The 20,892-nt window shown below is 69.8% G+C and carries 18 protein-coding genes and 1 pseudogene; 4 read left to right on the top strand and 15 right to left on the bottom strand.

Annotated features, from left to right (window positions below; genetic code table 11):
- Position 1 precedes the first annotated feature (1 nt).
- Positions 2–1,543, bottom strand: a complete 1,542-nt coding sequence (locus tag WYM_RS05935) for an MFS transporter (protein WP_019179915.1) — start codon at positions 1,541–1,543, stop codon at positions 2–4.
- A gap of 63 nt (positions 1,544–1,606) precedes the next feature.
- On the opposite strand from WYM_RS05935, the gene WYM_RS22470 reads away from it, so the two are divergent.
- Together WYM_RS22470 and WYM_RS22465 are read left to right on the top strand one after the other, a co-directional pair.
- A complete protein-coding gene (locus WYM_RS22470) occupies positions 1,607–1,777 on the top strand; it encodes a TetR family transcriptional regulator (RefSeq protein WP_337479241.1) in 171 nt (56 codons plus the stop codon).
- A 92-nt stretch (positions 1,778–1,869) separates the two neighbouring features.
- Positions 1,870–2,151 (top strand): hypothetical protein, encoded by a 282-nt coding sequence (locus WYM_RS22465; RefSeq protein ID WP_337479239.1) that lies wholly within the window; start codon positions 1,870–1,872, stop codon positions 2,149–2,151.
- Positions 2,152–2,199: 48 nt separating this feature from the next.
- Here the strand turns inward: WYM_RS22465 and serA are convergent, their stop codons facing one another.
- From serA to WYM_RS05880, 10 genes and pseudogenes are all read right to left on the bottom strand, one after another.
- A complete protein-coding gene (gene serA / locus WYM_RS05925; RefSeq protein WP_019179914.1) occupies positions 2,200–3,804 on the bottom strand; it encodes a phosphoglycerate dehydrogenase in 1,605 nt (534 codons plus the stop codon).
- Between the two features lie 158 nt (positions 3,805–3,962).
- Positions 3,963–4,337: a hypothetical protein gene (locus WYM_RS05920; RefSeq protein ID WP_019179913.1), complete on the bottom strand. Its 375-nt coding sequence runs from the start codon at positions 4,335–4,337 to the stop codon at positions 3,963–3,965.
- Positions 4,334–4,876, bottom strand: a complete 543-nt coding sequence (locus WYM_RS05915; protein ID WP_019179912.1) for a hypothetical protein — start codon at positions 4,874–4,876, stop codon at positions 4,334–4,336. The genes WYM_RS05920 and WYM_RS05915 overlap by 4 nt, the downstream gene beginning before the upstream one ends.
- Positions 4,877–4,927: 51 nt before the next feature.
- Positions 4,928–8,239, bottom strand: coding sequence for a lamin tail domain-containing protein (locus WYM_RS21010; RefSeq protein ID WP_192813716.1), 3,312 nt, complete (start codon positions 8,237–8,239; stop codon positions 4,928–4,930).
- 199 nt (positions 8,240–8,438) lie between these two features.
- Positions 8,439–9,464, bottom strand: a complete 1,026-nt coding sequence (gene ilvC, locus WYM_RS05905) for a ketol-acid reductoisomerase (RefSeq protein WP_019179910.1) — start codon at positions 9,462–9,464, stop codon at positions 8,439–8,441.
- 102 nt (positions 9,465–9,566) lie between these two features.
- Complete coding sequence (ilvN, locus tag WYM_RS05900) at positions 9,567–10,076, bottom strand: acetolactate synthase small subunit (RefSeq protein WP_019179909.1); 510 nt, start codon at positions 10,074–10,076, stop codon at positions 9,567–9,569.
- Positions 10,077–10,089: 13 nt separating this feature from the next.
- Positions 10,090–11,893 (bottom strand): annotated as a pseudogene (locus WYM_RS19370) (acetolactate synthase large subunit).
- Between the two features lie 46 nt (positions 11,894–11,939).
- On the bottom strand, positions 11,940–13,646 hold the full coding sequence (ilvD, locus tag WYM_RS05890) for a dihydroxy-acid dehydratase (protein WP_019179906.1): 1,707 nt from the start codon (positions 13,644–13,646) through the stop codon (positions 11,940–11,942).
- Between the two features lie 10 nt (positions 13,647–13,656).
- Positions 13,657–14,460: a trehalose-phosphatase gene (otsB, locus tag WYM_RS05885; protein WP_019179905.1), complete on the bottom strand. Its 804-nt coding sequence runs from the start codon at positions 14,458–14,460 to the stop codon at positions 13,657–13,659.
- Entirely contained in the window at positions 14,457–15,938 is a 1,482-nt protein-coding gene (locus WYM_RS05880) for an alpha,alpha-trehalose-phosphate synthase (UDP-forming) (RefSeq protein WP_019179904.1), read from the bottom strand. The genes otsB and WYM_RS05880 overlap by 4 nt, the downstream gene beginning before the upstream one ends.
- Positions 15,939–16,072: 134 nt before the next feature.
- Between WYM_RS05880 and WYM_RS05875 the strand changes: the two genes are divergently transcribed.
- Positions 16,073–16,327, top strand: a complete 255-nt coding sequence (locus WYM_RS05875; protein WP_019179903.1) for a hypothetical protein — start codon at positions 16,073–16,075, stop codon at positions 16,325–16,327.
- Positions 16,328–16,382: 55 nt separating this feature from the next.
- On the opposite strand, the gene WYM_RS05870 is transcribed toward WYM_RS05875, so the two are convergent.
- Genes WYM_RS05870 through WYM_RS05860 form a run of 3 tightly spaced genes read right to left on the bottom strand, consistent with a single transcriptional unit; the run spans position 16,383 to position 19,019 of the window.
- A complete protein-coding gene (locus WYM_RS05870) occupies positions 16,383–17,567 on the bottom strand; it encodes an acetyl-CoA C-acetyltransferase (protein WP_019179902.1) in 1,185 nt (394 codons plus the stop codon).
- Positions 17,564–18,217, bottom strand: coding sequence for a 3-oxoacid CoA-transferase subunit B (locus tag WYM_RS05865; RefSeq protein ID WP_019179901.1), 654 nt, complete (start codon positions 18,215–18,217; stop codon positions 17,564–17,566). The genes WYM_RS05870 and WYM_RS05865 overlap by 4 nt, the downstream gene beginning before the upstream one ends.
- Before the next feature lies 1 nt (position 18,218).
- On the bottom strand, positions 18,219–19,019 hold the full coding sequence (locus WYM_RS05860) for a CoA transferase subunit A (protein ID WP_019179900.1): 801 nt from the start codon (positions 19,017–19,019) through the stop codon (positions 18,219–18,221).
- Positions 19,020–19,124: 105 nt separating this feature from the next.
- Here WYM_RS05860 and WYM_RS05855 point away from each other — a divergent pair, with 105 nt between their 5' ends.
- Positions 19,125–19,913 carry an IclR family transcriptional regulator gene (locus tag WYM_RS05855; RefSeq protein ID WP_019179899.1) on the top strand — a complete coding sequence of 263 codons (789 nt, stop codon included), beginning with the start codon at positions 19,125–19,127 and terminating at the stop codon, positions 19,911–19,913.
- Positions 19,914–19,925: 12 nt separating this feature from the next.
- Here the strand turns inward: WYM_RS05855 and WYM_RS05850 are convergent, their stop codons facing one another.
- The gene (locus tag WYM_RS05850) at positions 19,926–20,888 is read right to left on the bottom strand and encodes an alpha/beta fold hydrolase (protein ID WP_237739320.1); all 963 of its coding nucleotides are present in this window, start codon (positions 20,886–20,888) and stop codon (positions 19,926–19,928) included.
- Positions 20,889–20,892 lie beyond the last annotated feature (4 nt).

Genomic DNA, 20,892 nt, shown 5'->3' with positions numbered 1-20,892 from the left:
CCTACGACTTCTGGCGGGACCCTCCCAGGGTAGTGGCCGCGACGACCCCGGCGAGGACAACGAGACCGGCGCCGATGAGCGCGGTGACGGTGACCCCGGCGTCGAAGGCATGAGCCGCGGCGTCTCGCAGGGCTTCACCGGCCGCACCGCCGAGGAGGTCGGCGGCATGGATCGCGCCGGCGAGAGTCTCTTCCGAGGCGGCGGCCGCGGCATCCGGCACGCCGTCGGGGATCACGAGATTGGTCCGGTACAGCGCGGTGAGGATGCCGCCGAGCACGGTCGTGCCCAGCACGGCGCCCAGCTCGTACGCGGTCTCGGACACGGCGCTGGCCGCGCCGGCCTTGGCGGGCGGGGCGCTGGCGAGCACGAGCTCGTTCGAGACGGTCTCGGCCGCGCCGATGCCGATGCCGAGCGAGACGAAGGCGGCGACCAGCGCCGCCAGGCTGCCGCTGCCGGTGGCGAACGCGACCGCGACGTAGCCCGCGAGCGAGAAGATCAGCGCCGTCGGCACCACCAGGCGAGCAGGCCACCTCTTCGCGATCGGCACGACCGCGAGCCCCGACACGATCATCATCGCCAGCCCCGGGACGAGTGCGAGACCTGCCATCATCGGCGACAGTCCCACGACGAGCTGCAGGTGCTGCGCGACGAAGTAGAGGAAGCCCACGAGGGCGATGACGCTCAGCAGGTTGACCGCCAGTGCGCCGCTGAAGGTGCCCTGCCGGAACAGGCGCATGTCGAGCATCGGCGCCGAGGCGCGGAGCTGGCGGCGGACGAACAGGATGCCGAAGCCGATGCCCCCCGCGACGGGGAGCCAGGCGCCGAGGCCCGGGCCGTGCACGGCGAGCTCCTTGATCCCGTAGACGACCGGGATCATGGTCGCCATCGACAGTGCGATGCTGAGCGGGTCGATGCGACCCGGCTTCGGGTCACGGCTCTCGGGGACCAGGATCGGCGCGAGGATCAGCAGCGGGACGAGCACGGGCACCGCCATGAGGAACACCGAGCCCCACGAGAAGTGCTCGAGGAGAAGACCGCCGACGATGGGCCCGAGGGCCGAGCCCGCCGAGAACATCGCGGCCCAGACGGCGATCGCCAGACGGCGCTGATCGCGGTCGGTGAAGATGCTGCGCAGCAGCGACAGCGTGGACGGCATCAGCATCGCACCGAACACGCCCATCGCCGCGCGGGCGGCGATCAGCCACTCCGCACTCGGGGCGAACGCGGCCAGCGCAGAGACCGCGGCGAACCCGGTCGCGCCGATCAGCAGCATCCGCCGCCGTCCGAAGCGGTCGCCGAGGGTCCCCATGGTCACCAGCAGGCCGGCGAGGACCAGCGGGTAGGCGTCGATGATCCAGAGCTGCTGCGTGCTGGTGGGTTCGAGGTCGAGCGCGATCGAGGGCAGAGCGAAGCTGAGTACCGTGTTGTCGACCGAGACGAGCAGCACCGGCAGCATGAGCACGACCAGTGCCGCCCAGCCGCGCCAGCCGACGCGGCGGCCCTGCGCCTCGGCGAGGGAGATCTCCTGTGTGAGTGTCATCATTTCTATACCGTCCAGCCGGTATAGTATCAGGATGCCGATGCTCCTGTCGATACGATCGAGCGCATGAGCCGCCCTCCCCTCGCCCGCGAGAAGGTGCTCGACGCCTTCGAGCGGATCCTCATCGACGAGGGAGAGCGGGCGGCGACGATGGATGCGGCGGCTCGCGCCGCCGGCGTCTCCAAGGGCGGCCTGCTCTACCACTTCGCCTCGAGGACGCCCTCGAGACCGGCCTGATCGACCGCCTCGCGGCGCTCGTCGACGAGGACATCGCCGCGATCGAGTCCGCACCCGAGGGGCCGGTCGCGTACTTCCTTCGTTCCTCGGTCATGGAGGACGCGCCGCTGGACCGCGCGATCATCGCCGCGTCGCGGCTGGCGCAGTCCGGCAACGCGCCCGCGCTCGCAGCGCTGAACGACATGCGCTCACGCTGGGAAGACGTGCTGCGGCCTCACACGCGGGACACCGCGGCGCTGGATCTCGTCATGCTGGTGAGCGACGGGCTCTACTTCAACAACGCACTGGGTGGCGACACCCCGCTCACCGTCGTTCCGCGCGGTCCCCGCCTCGAGGCTCTCATCGCACGCGTCGTGGACGCCGCGGCGCACTGACGCTCCTCCGCGTGGCCGGGTGCTTGTACCAGCACCCGGGGCGACCGGTCAGTCCTCGGTGAGCTCGATCCGGCGGAACAGGTCGGCCCCGACAGCCTTGCGCATGTCTTCGAGCAGCTCGTCGGGCACCGGGGAATCGACCGTGAGCACCGAGAGCGCGCGGCCGCTCGCGTCGGCCTGCGCGACCTGCAGCCCGGCGATGTTGATGCCGGCGTCGCCGAGCTCGCGGCCATAGATCGCCACGATGCCGGGGCGGTCGGCGTAGCGCATCACGATGTGATGACGCTCGATCGGAACCTCGATCTCGTACTCGTTGATGCCGACGACCTTCGGCACCATGCGGGTGCCGGCGAGCGTCCCGGCGACCGACAGCACCGAGCCGTCCGAGAGCGTGCCGCGCAGCACGGTGAGGTTCCGGTAGAGCGGGCTGTCGGCCTCGACGATCAGACGCGTCTCGATGCCGCGCTGCTCCGCGAACAGGGGGGCGTTGACGTACGAGACGTTCTCGCTCACGACGTTGGCCAGGATGCCCTTGAGTGCAGCCAGACGGTAGACGCTGACGTCATAGGCGGCGAGTTCGCCTCGCACCTCGATGTCGAGGCTCGTCAGCGCGCTGTGCGCGATGCCGGTGAAGAACTGCCCGAGCTGCTCGACGAGCGCGATTCCCGGACGGACGAACGGGTCGATGACTCCGCCGGCCACGTTGACCGCGTCGGGCACGAGGTCGCCCTCGAGCGCGAGCTTGACCGAACGGGCGACCGAGACGCCTGCCTTCTCCTGCGCCTCGTTGGTCGAGGCGCCCAGGTGCGGCGTCACGACGACGTTCGGAAGACTCAGCAGCGGGTAGGCGGTGCCGTCCGTCGCAGGCGGCTCGCTCGTGAACACATCGAGGCCTGCGCCGGCGATCTCGCCGGCGGTCAGCGCCGCGTGCAGCGCCTCTTCGTCGATCAGCCCGCCGCGCGCGACGTTGACCACATAGGCCGTGGGCTTCATGAGACGGAACTGCTCGGCACCGATCATGCCGGTCGTCTCGGGGGTCTTCGGCATGTGGATCGTGACGAAGTCGCTCTGCGCGAGCAGATCGTCCAGCTCGAGAAGCTGCACGCCGAGCTGCTGCGCGCGAGTCGGCGTCACATACGGGTCGTAGGCGACGACGTTCACGCCGAATGCCTGGAGGCGCGCGGCGATGAGCGCACCGATGCGCCCGAGGCCGATGATGCCGACGGTCTTCTCGAACAGCTCGGTGCCGGTGTACGCGCTGCGCTTCCACTGCCCGGTCGCGAGCGAGGCGTGCGCGGCGGGGATGCGGCGTGCCAGGCTCAGGATATGGCCGACGGTAAGCTCGGCGGCCGAGATGATGTTCGAGGTGGGCGCGTTGACGACCATGACGCCCGCCGTGGTCGCGGTCTTGATGTCGACGTTGTCGAGACCCACACCGGCGCGCGCGACGACCTTCAGCCGCGGCGCGGCGGCGATCGCCTCGGCGTCGATCTTTGTCGCCGAGCGGATCAGCACCGCATGCGCGTCGGCGAGGGCCGAGAGCAGGGCCGGGCGGTCCGTGCCGTCGACGGTGCGGACGTCGAAGTCGGGGCCGAGGGCGTCGATCGTGGCAGGAGAGAGCTCTTCGGCGATGAGGACGACAGGCTTCGTCACAGGTGATTCCTTCGGGGGCGGTGCGCGCACGCGCAGGGCAGTACAGAGCAGGGAAGACCGGATGCCGCGCCACACGCCGGCGGGGGCGAGACCGGTGCCCAGCCTATCGCGCGTGCCGTCGCGGCCCCGACCGTGTGACGTTCCGTCGCACGGGCGGCTCAGCCGACGAGCGAGGTTGTGTTGAGTGTGGTGTAGGCGACGACGTTCAGCCAGAAGACCGCGACCAGTCCGAGACCGGTGATCATCACGAGGAACAGCTGGTGCGCGGGCCGGCGATAGCCCACCGCGAAAGCGCCCGCCCACACGAGGACCGGGAACACCGCGGCGAAGATCCACACGAGCCAGCCGAGCGCGTTCAGGGTCATGCCGGCGTCTCCGTAGAAGCCGATCGTCTCGACGAGGTTGCCGATCGCGTTCCAGACGGCGTAGGCGTAGAACAGCCCGACGAGCCCCGAGATCGCGGCCACCAGCCAGGTGGGCGTCCGGCCGTTGCGAGGAGCGGATGCCGTGGCGGAGGGTGTCAGGTCGCTCATTGGCCCATCGCCCCGATCATCACGAACGGCCAGGGCACGAGCAGCACGACCCCGGCGCCCAGCCAGGCGAACCGCACCCAGGCGCGCGATGCCCGCGTCAGCAGGAAGACCGTCGCGAACCACAGCACCGGCGTGAGCACGGCCAGCCACAGGCTGCCCTGGAACATCGCATCCGTCACGAGGAAGGGCCGCCACCCCTGCAGGCGGAGTCCGCCGATGAGCCAGCCGATCGCGAACAGCGCGTAGACGCCGCCGATCACACCGAGGGAGATGAGGGCGGCGTTCCCCATGGGAGCGCGCTCCCCCGCACCGGGCTCCCCTGCTCGCCCGTCGGCGCTCGCATCTGTCACCCGGCTCTCGGCGCCGGCCGCCGACTCGTCGGTGATCGCTTCGCTGCCCTTGCCCACGGCGGTGTATCCCGCCGGCAGAGCCGGAGGCGCCTCTTCGTCCGCGGAATCCTCCGCGCGGACCCCGGCATCCAGCGTCGGATCGTCGTCGCCCGTCCAGCTCAGGGCGTCGTCGTCTCGGCGCGCGTTCACGGGTCCAGCGTAGCCGGGAGCGGCCTGGCCCCCCGCCCCCGGCGACGGATCTCACCGGAAAGTCGGGCCGGCCGCGTTCTGTCTCGCAAGCGAGGCGTGATCATCGTCCTGCGGCGACGTGAAGGTGACGACATCCGTCTCCACCGCCTTCGCGTGCTGCAACCGGAGCGTCACCGCGAACTCGTCGTCGGCTGCGGTGTAGCGGTGCTGCAGACCGCGCTCGATCACACGCCAGGGGCGCTCGTTCGAGGCGGTGGTGTCATGACCGTTGTCGGGAACGAACTGCTCGTAGTCGTACGGGTGGCTCGAGGTTGCGTCGAGCGCGACCGAGAACGTGTCGACGGCGAGCGCCCCCGACGCCAGGTCGATCTGCAGCAGCCGCTGGAAACCTGTCGCTCGCTCTCCCGTGTGAGTGCGGAACTCCTGATAGTCCGCGAGGGCCTCGAGCACCGTGTGCCCGTCGACTCCTCCCGCGTTCTCGGTCACGATGGACCCGATCCCGTGGAAGTGACCCGACAGCACCAGCACCACGTTGCGATGCGGCGCGACCACGCGTCTCCACAGCTCGTCGCCGTGCGAGACCCAGCGCGACGAGGTCGACCGCTCGGCATCCTGCTCCTGGTTCTTCGGTGTCAGGTGCTCGTGCGTCGAGATCACGACGTTCGCGTCCGCATGTGCTGCAACGATGCCCTCCGCCCACGCGATCTCGCGCTCGGCATAGGCGTACGGCAGCGAGATCATGACGAACCGAGCCCCGCCTGCCTCGAACGACGACCAGTTCGCGCTGTTGTCGCCGGGACCGATCGACCCGCCGTACCAGGACGCGCCGGAATAGCGCTCGGGGCCGAAGTACTCGTTGAACAGGTCGTTCGTCACCCCGCGCTTGTTGTCATGATTGCCCGGCAGCACGCTGTTGGGCACACCAGCGTCATCGAGCACGCTCTGCATCTGCGAGGCGACGTCGAACTCGCGTCGCGCGCGGTCCTCCACCTGATCCGGATCGACCCAGCTCTGCACCAGATCTCCGGTGTGGGTGGCGAACGCGATCTTGCGAGGTCGGGCGTTGGCCGCGATCCAGCCGACCTGACCCGCATACACCTCGGGGTACGCCTCCGAGTAGTACTGGCTATCGGTCAGGTGGCTCAGAGCGAGGTCGTAGTCGGTCGCTTCTGCGATCCCCGACCGGCCAGTCACCGCCGGAGCGCCGGCCGGGACGACCTGAACGAGCAGCTCGGCCCGGCCGCCCTCCACCTCGGCGCCGCTCACCGCCCCCGACAGCGCGACGGCCTCATCCGCGGAGGCGCCCGTCGCTGTGCGCGCCCCCGCCGCCTCATCAAGGGGTCGCCACCTTCCGGCCTCCGGGCTCCACACTGACAGTCGGACCAAGGCTCGCCCGACCGTCCGCCCCGTCCAGCCGACGACGCCCTCGCCGCCGGTCTCGACGATGAGACGGAGGTAGGGCAGCCCGTACCCATCGTCCCCGGCGATGAGACCGGCCCGAGAGACATCGATCCGTTCCTCGTCGGCGAGGCGGTGCTTCGTCAGTGGGGTGTCCGCCGATCCGGAGAAGGCCGCGACGACTCGCGTCGCCCTCCCGGCCGCCGGCACGCCGACGAGCTCAGGACCGCGCCTTGCAGATTCCGGTGCAGCCGCGCGGGCGTGCGCCAACGCGTCCTCGGCGAGGGCGCGCGGAGACTCCGACTTCTGCTCGCCGAGCATCGCGGGCGTCGCGACAGCGGAGACGAAGTCCGAGGCGTCATCGCCGGTGAATCCCGCACGCTGCCAGGTCTCGCCGCGAAGCCGATCCACGCCGAAGGTCGGCAGCGAGAGCCCCTTGGTGCAGGGGCTCGACCGCTCGACGCTGTCGTCCATCTCGTTGCGGTGATAGACCCCGATGCTGTCCACCCGGCGCCCCGATGAGTCTTCCAGCCACACGCCGCCACCTCCCAGCGCGAAGGCGGCGTCGAAGCGGGCGTCCGCGCTGCCGGCTGCCGGTGTTCCCGACAGCGCGGCCAGCCACGTCTCTCCCGGCGCGAGTCGCGTGCCTTCGGCGATCACGGCGAGATCGTCGGTCGAGCGGAACCCGTCGCTGGAGCAGGCGATGAGGCGCCAGCCCGAGACGTCCACGGAGCGGGAGCCGAAGTTGCCGAGTTCGACGAGATGCGAGCGGGGTGATCCGTCGATCTCGGGATCGGTCGCGAATTCGCTGATCGCCACGGCGGGGCGCGGGGGGTACGCGAAGGGCCGCGTCACGAGGGACGCCTCCGTGTCGGCGTTTCGCGCGCCCGGGGTCCTCGGCGCGATGACGAACCGGCCGTCCGGACGTCGCTGCCAGCTCTCGCCCGACCGGTAGTCCAGCTGCGCCGCGAGCCGCTTCTCGTCCTGCTGGCACGCTGTGTCGCCGCGCGAGGACACCGTCAGGCCGTCCGCGCGCCGGCCGTCGGCGGTCACGAGCAACACGCCCGAAACGAGATCGGCCAGTGACGTGCCGGTCCGAGCGGCGGCATCCCCGCCGAAGTCGGGACCCCCGACGACCAGACGCTCCCCGGGGCGGAGCGACGCTTCCCCGCCGAAACGGTGCTGCACGGTTCCTCCGTCGAGCACCCCCGTCGCCGTGCAGCGGTAGAGCGTCCATCCCGCGAGGGACGCGGTCGCCGAACCGGTGTTGCGAAGCTCCACGAAGTCGTCGCCGTGGCCGCCCGGCCCCGCGGACGCCACTTCGTCGATGCGGATGCCCGTCGCCGCGCGGGTGTCCGGCGCGGTCGCGTTGAAAGCGCCCGGCGTCGCCCGGGCGCGCACCCAGCCCTCGGGTGTGCGCTGCCAGCTCTCCCCCAGGGCGAAGGCGGTCGCGGCCGGAGCGTCGGGCGGACCGCACTCGCTGCGCGTCGGCGTCGGCTGCGACGGGTACACCGCGACGCTGTCGGCCACTGCTCCCGATGGCTCCAACAGCACCAGTCCGTAGCCCTGGTGCGGAAACACCGCTGTGAAGACCGCGTCGGCCGGCTCGCCGCGCCACCCCATGTGCGTGGCGGTGTACCGGTCTCCTGGCTCCAACGTGACGCCGGACAGATCGACCTCCGGCCGCGACGCCTTCGCACGCAGGCCCTCCGCGTCGCAGCGATAGACCGCCCACCCGGTCAAGTCGATCGCCGCACTCGAGGCGTTCCTCAGTTCGAAGAACCCGCCGGAGCCGCCTGGTCCCCCTTCCCCGCCGCCCGGGCTGATCTCGTCGATGACCACCGCGGAGACCGGCGCGGGCTCCTGCGCCGGCGCCGGCGCCGGTACGAGGACTCCGGAGATCGAGGCCGAAAGAACGAGGAGGGATGCCGTGAGATTCGCCCGAGGGCGCAACGCGACCTGCACAAGCCCACCGTCGGGATCGCACATGAACGCGCGGCGGCCTCACACACTCGGCGGGATGAACGCCGCGCGACGCCTCTGCGTCAGCGGTCAGGAACTCGGCGAGCAGGACGAAAGGACCGGCCGCCCTCGCCCGTGTTGGGGGCGAGGACGGCCGGTCGGAGCCGTGCCGGGTAGGACGGCGGTCTGATGCCGAGCGGGATCAGCGCGCTGCTGAGCCCTCGACGTAGTCGGCGTCCTGCTGCTTCCAGGCGAACAGGGCGCGCAGGTCGCGACCGACTGCCTCGATGGGGTGCTGCGCAGCCTTCTCGCGGAGCTCGAGGAACTCGGCGCCGCCGTTGTCCTGGTCGTCGATGAAGCGCTGGGCGAACGCGCCCGACTGGATGTCGGCGAGGACGGCCTGCATGTTCTCCTTGACGTGCGGGTCGATGACGCGCGGGCCCGAGACGTAGTCGCCGTACTCGGCCGTGTCCGACACCGACCACCGCTGCTTGGCGATGCCGCCCTCCCACATCAGGTCGACGATGAGCTTCAGCTCGTGCAGCACCTCGAAGTAGGCGATCTGCGGCTGGTAGCCCGCCTCGGTCAGCGTCTCGAAGCCGTACTGGATGAGCTGCGACACGCCGCCGCACAGCACCGACTGCTCGCCGAACAGGTCGGTCTCGGTCTCTTCGGTGAACGTCGTCTTGATGACGCCGGCGCGGGTGCCGCCGATGGCCTTGGCGTACGAGAGCGCGGTCTGCCACGCCGAGCCCGAGGCGTCGCGCTCGACGGCGATGATGTCGGGGATGCCACGGCCGGCGACGTACTCGCGGCGGACCGTGTGGCCCGGGGCCTTCGGGGCGACGAGGATGACGTCGACGCCCTCGGGCGCCTCGATGTAGCCGAAGCGGATGTTGAAGCCGTGCGCGAAGGCGAGGGTCTTGCCCGGAATGAGCTTGTCCTTGATGCTCTCGCTGAAGATCGACCGCTGGTGCTGGTCGGGAGCGAGGATCATGATGAGGTCCGCCCACTCGGCCGCGTCGGCGACCGACTTGACCTCGAAGCCCTCGTCCTGGGCCTTCTCGGTCGACTTCGAGCCGTCCTTGAGGGCGATGACGACCTCGACGCCCGAGTCGCGCAGGTTCTGGGCGTGCGCGTGGCCCTGCGAGCCGTAGCCCACGATCGCAACCTTCTTGCCCTGGACGATGCTCAGGTCGGCGTCGGCGTCGTAGAAGATCTCAGCCATCTTCGTGTTTCTCCTTGGTGGATAGCGGTCCCTGAGCTTGTCGAAGGGACCCGGTGTGGTCGTGCGTCCGGCCCTCCGACAAGCTCAGGGACCGGGTGTCTGTCAGCCGCGCAGCACGCGTTCGGTGATGCTCTTGCCGCCGCGGCCGATGGCGAGCAGGCCCGACTGGGCCAGTTCCTTGACGCCGAACGGCTCGAGCGCGCGTAGGAAGGCCTCGACCTTGCCCTTGTCGCCGGTGACCTCGACCACGAGCGCGTCGGGCGCGTAGTCGACGATCTGGGCGCGGAACAGGTTCACGACCTCCAGCACGTTCGAACGGGTCTGGTTATCGGCCCGCACCTTCACGAGCATGTGCTCGCGCTGGACGGATGCCGTGGGGTCGAGCTCGACGATCTTGATGACGTTGACGAGCTTGTTCAGCTGCTTGGTCACCTGCTCGAGCGGCAGTTCCTCGACGTCGACCACGACGGTGATGCGCGAGAGTCCCGGCACCTCCGTGACGCCGACGGCGAGCGATTCGATATTGAAGCCGCGGCGGGCGAAGAGCCCCGCGACGCGGGTCAGCAGACCCGGCTTGTCCTCGACGAGGAGGCTGAGCACGTGACTCGACATGGTCTTCTCCTCCTCAGTCTTCCTGGTCGAACGCCGGAGCGTGGTCGCGGGCGTACTGGACGTAGCTGTTGCTGACGCCCTGCGGCACCATCGGCCACACCATGGCGTCGGCGCTCACCACGAAGTCGATGACGACGGGACGGTCGTTGGTCTCGAGCGCGGTCTTGATCGCGGCATCCACGTCCTCCTCCTTCTCGACGCGGATCGCGAGGCAGCCGTACGCCTCTGCGAGCTTGACGAAGTCGGGGATGCGGACGGTGTCGTGGCCGGTATTGAGATCGGTGTTGGAGTAGCGGCCGTCGTAGAAGAGCGTCTGCCACTGGCGCACCATGCCCAGCGAGGAGTTGTTGATGATCGCGACCTTGATCGGGATGTTGTTGATTGTGCAGGTCGCGAGCTCCTGGTTGGTCATCTGGAAGCAGCCGTCGCCGTCGATCGCCCACACGTGACGATCGGGCTGTGCCACCTTCGCGCCCATCGCCGCGGGGACCGAATAGCCCATCGTGCCGGCGCCGCCGGAGTTGAGCCACGCGTTGGGCCGCTCGTACTTGATGAACTGCGCCGCCCACATCTGGTGCTGGCCGACGCCGGCGGCGAACACGCCCTCGGGTCCGGTCAGCTCGCCGATGCGCTGGATCACGTACTGCGGCGACATCAGTCCGTCCGACGGCTGCGTGTAGCCGAGCGGGAACTCGTCACGCAGGCCCTCGAGGAACGACCACCATTCCGCGATGTCGGGCTTCGTCGTCGCGCTGACCGCGCGGAAGGCGCCGTCCAGATCGACGAGGACGTCCTTCAGGTCGCCCACGATCGGCACGTCGGCGGTGCGGATCTTGGAGATCTCGGCGGGGTCGATGTCGACATGGACCACCTGCGCGTTCGGCGCGAAGAGCGCCGCCTTCCCGGTCACCCGGTCGTCGAATCGGGCACCGAGCGAGACCAGGAGGTCGGCCTCCTGCAGCGCGAGCACGGCGGGCACCGTGCCGTGCATGCCGGGCATGCCGAGGTGCTGCGGGTGCGAGTCGGGGAAGGCGCCACGAGCCATCAGGGTCGTGACGACGGGAGCACCGGTGGACTCGGCGAGAGTCCGCAGCTCGTCGGCGGCCTGCGCGCGGATCACCCCGCCCCCCACGTACAGGACCGGCTTCTTGGCTCCGGCGATGAGCTGGGCCGCGGCCTGGATCTGCTTCGCCGTGCGCCTTGGTCACCGGGCGGTAGCCGGGGAGGTCGATCTTCGGGGGCCACACGAAAGGCGCCTCAGCCTGCTGCGCGTCCTTTGTGATGTCGACGAGCACCGGACCCGGACGGCCGGTTCCTGCGATCTCGAATGCGGCAGCGATCGCAGCCGGGATCTCGGCGGCGTCCTTCACCAGGAAGGAGTGCTTGGTGATCGGCATGGTGATGCCGACGATGTCGGCCTCCTGGAAGGCGTCCGTTCCCATCAGGTTGGAGAAGACCTGCCCGGTGATGCAGACGATCGGCACGGAGTCCATGTAGGCGTCGGCGATCGCGGTGACGAGATTCGTCGCGCCCGGGCCGGAGGTCGCGATCGCGACGCCGACCTTGTTGGACGACGCGGCGTAGCCCTCGGCGGCGTGCCCGGCGCCCTGTTCGTGGCGCACCAGGATGTGCCGCAGGCCGGTGGAGTCCATGAGCGGGTCGTAGACGGGGAGGATGGCGCCGCCCGGCAACCCGAAGACGTCGGTGACGCCCAGCAGCTCGAGCGAGCGGACGACCGCCTCCGCGCCCGTGAGCACGGGCGCCGTGGCGGTGCGAGCGGGGGGCCGTGGAACGGCCGGAGCGGTTTCGACGGGCATGGTGAGAGTCCTCAGATCAGTCGGAGGGATGTGTCGGGAGCCAGGTTCAGCCCGTCGTCGCGCCTTCTGCAGCGGAGCGCACGAGGCGGGAGTACTTGGCAAGGACGCCACGGGTATAGCGCGGGGGAAGCGGCTCCCAGCCAGAGCGGCGGGAACTCAGCTCGGCCTCGTCGACGAGTAGGTCGAGAGTGCGAGCCGCGATATCGACCCGTATCAGATCACCATCGCGCACGAAGGCGATGGGACCAGCGTCCACCGCTTCGGGTGCTATGTGGCCGATGCACAGGCCGGTTGTGCCGCCTGAGAATCGTCCGTCCGTCAAGAGTAGTACATCTTTTCCGAGGCCCGCCCCCTTGATGGCGGCGGTGATGGCGAGCATCTCGCGCATGCCCGGTCCGCCCTTGGGGCCTTCGTAGCGGATGACGACGACGTCGCCCTTCTGGATGCTGCCCGCCTCCAGCGCGTCCATCGCGGAGCGCTCGCGCTCGAAGACCCGGGCAGGGCCCTCGAAGACCGCGGCGTCGAAGCCGGCCGTCTTCACGACCGCGCCCTCCGGGGCGAACGAGCCGTGCAGGATCGTGATGCCGCCGGTCGCGTGGATCGGGTTGTCGAAGGTGTGGATGACCGTGCCGTCGATCGGGTCGGGGTCGAGGTCGGCCAGGTTCTCGGCGAGCGTCTTGCCTGTGACGGTCAGGGCGCCGCCGTGGAGAAGCCCCTCGTCGAGCATCGCCTTCATGATGACCGGAATGCCGCCGTGCCGGTCGACGTCGTTCATGACGTACTTGCCGAACGGCTTCATGTCGGCCACGTGCGGGACCTTGTCGCCGATGCGGTTGAAGTCGTGCAGGCTCAGCTCGACCTCGGCCTCACGGGCGATCGCGAGGAGGTGCAGCACCACGTTCGTCGAGCCGCCGAGCGCCATCGCGAGCGCGATGGCGTTCTCGAACGCCTCCTTGGTGAGAATGTCGCGCGTCGTGATGCCCAGCCGAAGCAGGTTGACGACAGCTTCCCCCGAGCGGTGCGCGAAGTAGTCGCGTCGGCGGTCGGCCGACGGCGGTGCCGCCGACCCGGGGAGGCTCAGTCCGAGCGCCTCGGCGACCGAGGCCATCGTGTTGGCGGTGTACATGCCGCCGCACGCGCCCTCACCCGGGGCGATCGCGCACTCGATGCGCTTGAGATCGGCCTCGCTCATCTTGCCGGCCAGGCATGCACCCACGGCCTCGAACGAGTCGATGATCGTCACGTCCTTCTCCGTGCCGTCCGAGAGCTTGACCCACCCGGGAGCGATGGAGCCGGCGTAGAGGAAGACGCTCGACAGGTCCAGCCGCGCCGAAGCCATGAGCATGCCGGGGATCGACTTGTCACAGCCGGCGAGCAGGACCGAGCCGTCCAGCCGCTCGGCCATGATCACGGTCTCGACGGAGTCGGCGATGACCTCACGTGAGACGAGCGAGAAATGCATGCCCTCGTGACCCATCGAGATGCCGTCCGAGACGGAGATGGTGCCGAACTGCAGCGGGTAGCCGCCCCCGGCGTGCACGCCCTCCTTGGCGCCCTGCGCCAGCCGGTCGAGGCTGAGGTTGCAGGGGGTGATCTCGTTCCAGCTCGACGCGATGCCGATCTGCGGCTTGTCCCAGTCCTCGTCCCCCATGCCGACCGCACGGAGCATTCCGCGGGAGGTGGTGGCTTCGATGCCGTCCGTCACCACGCGGCTGCGCGGCTTGATGTCGATGGAGTTGTCAGGCTGGGGCATACAGGTGAGTCTATTCCCGCGCGGCGGACCGCTCGGTGGCTATGACGGCCAGGAGCGACGCCAGCGCGGCGATGTCGGGCACGCACAGCGAGGCCGCCGTCGGGCCGGTGCCCACGTGCACGCCGAGATCTCCGTCCCCGAGGCTGCGCAGCGCGTCCTCATCCGTGACGTCGTCCCCCGCGAAGAGCACGGACGAGGCATCGGTCCGCTCGCGCAGCTCCGCGATCGCGGAGTCCTTGCCCTCATGGCGGAACGCGTACTCGACGATGTTGTGACCCGTCCGCCGCCGCCAGTGGGGAGCCTCGACCGCGATGATCTCGTCGACGAGGCGGTTCGCCTCTGCCGCGGCGGCAGGCTCGGCGCGCCGGGTGTGCACCCCGAATCCGAACGTCTTGGGCTCGATCCAGATGCCGTCCAGATGGGCGGTCGCCTGCTCTGCGTGCGTGCGGAGCATGTCGCGCAGTCGCACGTCGCCCTCATCCTCACCGTGTCGGAGAGTCCCCTCACCGGGGATCCAGAACTCCGCCCCGTGTGACCCGGCCAGGAGCACCTGGGAGTAGTCGTCGTGCTCGGCGATGATGCGCAGATCGACGAGGCTCCGCCCCGACACGAAGGCGACGAGCGTGCGCGGCGCGGCGACGAGCGCCTCGACGGCCGCACGGGCGGCCGGCAGCATGCGGGCGTCCATGGGCTCGTCCTCGAGCGGTGCGAGCGTACCGTCGAAGTCCAGTGCGACCAGCAGGAGGGCGGATGCCGCGACTGTGGCGACCGCCGCGCGCGCGTCGTCGTCGCCGTCCGGCCCCGTGGCGCTCACTCGCCGGCCTCTTCCGAGAGATCCGGCCCCTCCAGGCGCCCTGGCGCGGTGGGCTGGTGGTGGTCCCGCGCGTCGGCCAGGGTGTCGAGGAACGACTTGGACCAGCGCGCGACGTCGCTCTCGATCACCTTCTTGCGCAGAGCCCGCATGCGCCGTCCCTGTTCGGCCGCCGGCATGTCGATGGCTCGCATGATGGCGTCCTTCATCCCGTCGATGTCGTGGGGATTGATGCGCACGGCGCTGGGCAGCTCATCCGCGGCACCGGCGAACTCGCTCAGCACGAGCACGCCGCGATTGTCGATCCGCGAGGCGACATACTCCTTGGCGACCAGATTCATGCCGTCCCGTAGCGCCGTGACGAGCATCACGTCCGCGGCGAGGAAGAGCGCGACCATCTCCTCGCGCGGATAGGCCTGGTGCAGATACCTGATGGCGGTGTGGCCCATGGTGTCGTGGTCGCCGTTCACGCGTCCCACCATCAGCTCGATCTCGTCGCGCAGCTGCATGTACGCCTCAACCCGCTCGCGGCTGGGGCTCGCCACCTGCACGAGCGTGACGTCCTCGACCGACAGCTTGCCGTCCTCGAGGAGCTCGCCGAACGCCTTCATGCGATGCCGGATGCCTTTGGTGTAGTCGAGCCGGTCCACGCCGAGGAGGATCTTCTTCGGGTTGCCCAGGCTCTCGCGGATCTCTCGCGCACGCTCCTGCACGTCCGGGCGACGGGCGAGCTCGATGTACGACGCGGCGTCGATGGAGATGGGGAACGCCTTGGCCAGCGACCGGCGCGTCGATCCGTCGGGGTTCGGGACGATGATGCCCGAGGCCTTCGTCTCGTAGCGCAGCTGGCGACGTACGGCGCGGGCGAAATTCCCGGCATCCGCCACCCGCTGAAAGCCGATCACGTCGGCGCCCAGCAGTCCTTCGAGCACCTGGCGCCGCCACGGCAGCTGCGAGTAGAGGCCGTATGCGGGGAAAGGAATGTGGTGGAAGTAGCCGATGGTGAGATCCGGCCGTGCTTCACGCAGCATGCGCGGCACCAGCTGGAGCTGGTAGTCCTGCACCCAGACCGTCGCACCCGGCGCGGCGACGGCGGCTGCCGCATCAGCGAACCTCTTGTTGACCCGGACGTACGCGTCCCACCAGACGCGGCGATAGCGGGGCTCGGAGATCACATCGTGATAGAGCGGCCAGAACGTGTCGTTCGACATGCCCTCGTAGTAGAGCTCGATCTCTTCAGCGGTGAGCGAGACCGGAACGAGGTAGGCACCCTCGAAGTCGAAGGGCTCGACCTCGATGTCGGGCTGACCGGGCCAGCCGACCCACGCGCCGTCCGAACGCCGCATGACCGGCTCGAGGGCCGTGACCAGCCCGCCCGGCGATCGCCGCCAGGAAGGCTCGCCGTCGCCGTCGGCCACCCGGTCCACGGGAAGCCGATTGGCGACGACGACGAGTTCGGCCAGTCGTTCGAGCGTTGTCACGCGGGCTCCTGACGGGTCGGGGACGAGGCCACCCCAGGCTAGCGTGACCGATTGCGCGTCCGCGGGCCCTTGACGAGTGCGGCGGGCGATGTCAAGGGGCGCATATGGCGCGTTCGGCGCGCTAGCGTGGGCGCATGCGCAAGTACCTCTTCGGCACCGGCTTGATCGCGGCGTTCACCGGAGGCATGACGCTGTTGCGAGCGGTGCGCGAGCAGGAGCCGTTCACGTGGCGGACCGCTCTGGCATGGCTGAGCTGGGGCATCTCCCTGGCCCTGGCCATCGGCTCGATCGTCGACGTGCGCCGGGCTTCGCGGGGCGAGCTGATCGCCAACGACTCCCCCATTCACGGCCGCGAGAAGAAGCTGCTCAAGCGCCGCATCCAGCGCTGACGCCTTCCCGGGCCGCGAGGCCGTGACCGCAGTCGCCGGCCCCGCGACGTCGGGATCAGCGGGTGAGGATGAGCGCGTCGCCCTGACCGCCGCCGCCGCACAGGGCCACGGCTGCCGTCCCGCCGCCTCTGCGGGCCAGCTCGTGCACGGCGTGCACGACGAGCCGGTTCCCCGAGGCCCCGATGGGATGCCCGATCGCGATGCCGCCGCCGTGCGGGTTGACGATGTCGTCCGACAGGCCGAGCTCGTCCTGCGAGCGGGCGACCACGGCGCCGAAGGCTTCGTTGATCTCGACCAGATCGAGCTCCGAGACGGCGATGCCCTGCTTCGCGCAGGCCTTCTCGATCGCGCGGGCGGGCTGCGAGTGGAGCGAGTTGTCGGGGCCGGCGACCTGACCCGACGCGCCGACGACGGCGAGGACGTCCCAGCCACTGGCGTCGGCGTGCGCGCGGGTGGTCAGCACCACCGCCGACGCGCCGTCGGAGATCTGAGAGGAGTTTCCCGCCGTGATCGAACCCCCCTCCGCGAACGCCGGCCGCAGGCGGCCGAGCGTCTCGACCGTCGTATCGGGGCGCACACCTTCGTCACGCGTGACCACGACCGGGTCGCCCTTGCGCTGCGGGATCTCGATCTCCACCAGCTCCGCATCGAAGACGCCGGCGGCCTGAGCGGCGGCCGCCCGCTGGTGCGAGCGCGCGGCGACGGAATCCTGCATCTCACGGGTCACCTCGAGGCGACCGTTGTGCCGTTCCGTCGACGCGCCCATGCTCTCGCGGTCGTAGGCGTCGGTGAGCCCGTCGTACGCCATGTGGTCGAGCACCTCGATCGAGCCGTAGGCCCAGCCGTCACGCGAGCCCATGAGCAGATGCGGCGCGCGCGTCATCGACTCCATCCCGGCGGCCACCACCACGGTGGCATCGCCGACGGAGATCATGCGAGCGCCGTCGATGATCGCGGTCAGGCCCGAGAGGCAGACCTTGTTCACCGAACTCGAGTGCACGTTCCAGGGGATGCCGGCGCCCACAGCCGCCTGGCGAGCGGGGTTCTGTCCCGAGCCGGCGGGAAGGACCTGACCGACCAGGACCGCGTCGACGGCCTCAGCGGGGACTCCGCCCCGCTCGAGCGCGCCGCGGATCGCGGCGCTGCCGAGCTGTACGGCGGTGAGCGGCGCCAGCTGGCCCTTCAGCCGTCCCTGCGGTGTGCGTGCAGCGGCGACGATGACGATGTCGTCGTGGTTCATGCTCTCTCCTTGAGTTCGTCCGAGACGGTCAGCAGGGGTTCCGTGGCGGCGACCACCTCGTTCACCGTGACGCCCGGGGCCACTTCGACCAGCACGAGACCGTCGCCGGTGACATCGATGACGGCCAGATCGGTGATGATGCGATCCACCACTGCGCGACCGGTGAGCGGCAGCGAGCACTCGTTCACGATCTTGGGGCTGCCGTCCTTCGCGACGTGCTCCATCAGAACGATCACCTTCGCGGCACCGTGCACGAGGTCCATCGCACCGCCCGGGCCCTTCACCATCTTTCCGGGGATCATCCAGTTCGCGAGGTCGCCGGTGGCCGACACCTGCATCGCGCCGAGGATCGCGGCGTCGATCTTGCCGCCGCGGATCATGCCGAAGCTCGTGGCCGAGTCGAAGAAGGCCGCTCCGGGGAGAGTCGTCACCGTCTCCTTGCCGGCGTTGATGAGGTCGGGGTCGACGTGCTCCTCGGTGGGGTAGGGACCGACGCCCAGAATGCCGTTCTCGGACTGCAGCACCACGGTGACGCCGTCGGGGACCACATTCGGCACGAGGGTCGGCAGCCCGATCCCGAGGTTGACGTACGCGCCGTCGGCGAGCTCCTGCGCTGCCCGGGCGGCCATCTCGTTGCGTGTCAGCGCCATGTCATGCCCCTTCCGGCATCTCGCGAGCTGCGGCCTGCGCGACCGACACGGTGCGCCGCTCGATGCGCTTCTCGATGTCGGTGCCGACCTCGACGATGCGGTGCACGTAGATGCCGGGGAGGTGGATGCTGTCGGGGTCGAGTTCACCCGGTTCGACGAGCTCCTCGACCTGGGCGATGCACACCGTTCCGGCCATCGCGGCGAGCGGGTTGAAATTGCGGGCCGACTTGTTGAAGACGAGATTGCCGTGGCGGTCTCCCCGCAGCGCGTGAACCAGCGCGAAGTCGGTGACGATGGCCTCCTCGAGCACGAACTCGCTCGAGGCGCCTCCGAACTCGAACGTCCGGACGTCCTTGACCGGCGAGGCCACCGCGATGCCGCCCGCACCGTCGTACTTGCGGGGCAGGCCGCCCTCGGCCACCTGAGTGCCGACGCCCGTCTGCGTGTAGAAGGCGGCGATGCCCGACCCGCCGGCGCGGAGCTTCTCGGCGAGCGTGCCCTGCGGCGTGAGCTCGAGCTCGAGCTCGCCCGAGAGGAACTGGCGCTCGAACTCCTTGTTCTCTCCCACATAGGACGATGTCATCTTGCGGATGCGCTTGGCGTCCAGGAGTATTCCCAGTCCCCAGTCGTCCACGCCGCAGTTGTTGCTGACGATGCTGAGGTCGCTGGTGCCCTGCGCAAGGAGCGCCTCGATCAGCGCGATCGGGTTTCCCGAGAGACCGAATCCTCCCACCGCGAGAGACGCTCCGTCACGGATGTCGGCGACCGCCTCGGCCGCCGAACCCCAGGTCTTGTCGATCACTCGTGCTCCTTCGCTCGTGACTACGCTTCCATCCTCGACGAGGGGTCTCTGCGCTGTCACGACGGCGCTTGCCATGTGGAGCATCGATGGCCTAGCGTCCATATAGTGGACGGTACGTCGAAAGGCACCGTGCCCGGCGCGCAAGCGGTCGCCCGTGCCGCGCATCTGCTGCGTCTGGTCACCTCCGCCGGGGAGGAGGGCGTGACCGTCGCCGATCTCGCCCGTCGCGCGGACCTCACCCGTCCTACGACCCACCGTCTGCTGACGGCCCTGCGTCACGAGGGCCTGGTCGATCAGGACGACCGAACGGGGCGGTGGATGCCGGGACCCGAACTGTACCTGATGGGCACGGTGGCGGCATCCCGCTACGACATCACCGCGATCGCACGCGACATCGTGCGCTCGCTCGCGGTGCGCACCGAGGAGAGCGCGTTCCTGTCGGTGCGGCGCGGAGACGAGACGGTATGCCTCCTGCGAGAGGAGGGCAGCTTCCCGATCCGATCGTTCGTGCTGTCGGAGGGCGTGCGCTTCCCGCTCGGCGTCGCGTCGGCGGGACTGGCGATCCTGGCATTCCTGCCACCTCACGATGTGGACGCCTACTTCGATCGGCATCCCGACATCTCAGGAGAGTGGGGCGCCGCTCATAGCGAGCAGCGCCTGCGCAGAAGGCTGCGCGAGACGCAGGAACGCGGCTACGCCGTCAACCCCGGACTCATCGTCGAAGGCTCCTACGGCATCGGCGCCGCCGTGTTCACGAGAGAGGGGCACCCGCAGTGGGCGCTCAGCCTCACCGGCGTCGAGTTCCGATACGGTCCCGACAGGCTGCCCGAACTGGGCCGCACCCTCCTCGCGCACGCCCATCAGCTGACGACTCGGATCGCCGCCTCCCGGTGAGACGCGGCTCCGCTAGGCCGGCTCGGCGAGAGCCAGTTCATCGCGTACGACGGCGGCGACGGCATCCGCGCCCGCCGGCGACATGACGATCGTGTAGTGATTGAGGCCCTCAAGACGCTGATGCGCGACGCCGGGCCGGTCGGCGAGCACGCGCTTCAGGTGGTCCGGAGCGTAGAGACCGGGCGGGTCATCCTGCAGTCCGCGCGAGACGGTGAGCAGGCGGGCCGGGTGTCGCAGCCCGGCAAGCGCGTCGGGCAGCACCGACCCGGTGTTCATGTCGAGGGTGTCCTCGGCCGTGGTCCGGTAGCTCGTCGCCGGGCGGAGTGCGCCCTCACCGTCGTCCACGAGATCGTAGGCGAGGTACCTCTCCAGCTCGGGCGTCCAGTTCTCGCGGAACGCGGGGTGCGCCCGCCAAAAGTCGAGGTACTCCCCCACGTCGGCGAATCGCATCGACAGTCGAGCGGCCGTCGGTCCCAGGATCCCCGACATGAGCTGGTCGGCATCGAGTCCGGGCGGGACATCCAGGGGCAGCCCCCCGTCGACGAGCACCAGTCGCGCCACCCGTTCGGGGTGACGATGGGCGAAGACCACCGCGACGAAGGCACCCATGGAGTGCCCGACGACGACAGCGCGCTCGATGCCGAGCGCATCGAGCGTCGCCGCAAGGTCGTCCGCATGCGCGCGCATGCCGGCATCTCCGGCCAGGGCATTGCTGGCTCCGCGGCCGCGCAGGTCGGGAGCGACGGCGCGCACACCGGGCAGCCGGTCGACGACGAACGGCCACGCGAGGTGCGACGCCGTCACCCCGTGCACGAGGAGGACGTCCGCCCCGTTCGGGCGCTCGGGCTCCCACACGCCCACACGCAGGTCGCCGCCGGCGACCGGCACGTCGAGCGCGCGATACCGATGGCCCGACCTGTCGGCCGAGGCCTCGGGCACCGCCGTGCCTTCCGGAAGCACCGTGTCGCCCGACACGCCT

Source organism: Microbacterium yannicii PS01, from assembly GCF_000304335.1.
GTDB lineage: Bacteria > Actinomycetota > Actinomycetes > Actinomycetales > Microbacteriaceae > Microbacterium > Microbacterium yannicii_A.
This window is presented reverse-complemented; position numbering and strand designations above follow the sequence as displayed.

Excerpts from the sequence above, each read along its gene's own strand:
- WYM_RS05935 (WP_019179915.1), bottom strand. The coding sequence starts at position 1,543 with ATGATGACACTCACACAGGAGATCTCCCTCGCCGAGGCGCAGGGCCGC.
- WYM_RS22470 (WP_337479241.1), top strand. The coding sequence starts at position 1,607 with ATGAGCCGCCCTCCCCTCGCCCGCGAGAAGGTGCTCGACGCCTTCGAG.
- WYM_RS22465 (WP_337479239.1), top strand. The coding sequence starts at position 1,870 with ATGGAGGACGCGCCGCTGGACCGCGCGATCATCGCCGCGTCGCGGCTG.
- WYM_RS05920 (WP_019179913.1), bottom strand. The coding sequence starts at position 4,337 with ATGAGCGACCTGACACCCTCCGCCACGGCATCCGCTCCTCGCAACGGC.
- ilvC (WP_019179910.1), bottom strand. The coding sequence starts at position 9,464 with ATGGCTGAGATCTTCTACGACGCCGACGCCGACCTGAGCATCGTCCAG.
- ilvN (WP_019179909.1), bottom strand. The coding sequence starts at position 10,076 with ATGTCGAGTCACGTGCTCAGCCTCCTCGTCGAGGACAAGCCGGGTCTG.
- ilvD (WP_019179906.1), bottom strand. The coding sequence starts at position 13,646 with ATGCCCCAGCCTGACAACTCCATCGACATCAAGCCGCGCAGCCGCGTG.
- WYM_RS05875 (WP_019179903.1), top strand. The coding sequence starts at position 16,073 with ATGCGCAAGTACCTCTTCGGCACCGGCTTGATCGCGGCGTTCACCGGA.
- WYM_RS05870 (WP_019179902.1), bottom strand. The coding sequence starts at position 17,567 with ATGAACCACGACGACATCGTCATCGTCGCCGCTGCACGCACACCGCAG.
- WYM_RS05865 (WP_019179901.1), bottom strand. The coding sequence starts at position 18,217 with ATGGCGCTGACACGCAACGAGATGGCCGCCCGGGCAGCGCAGGAGCTC.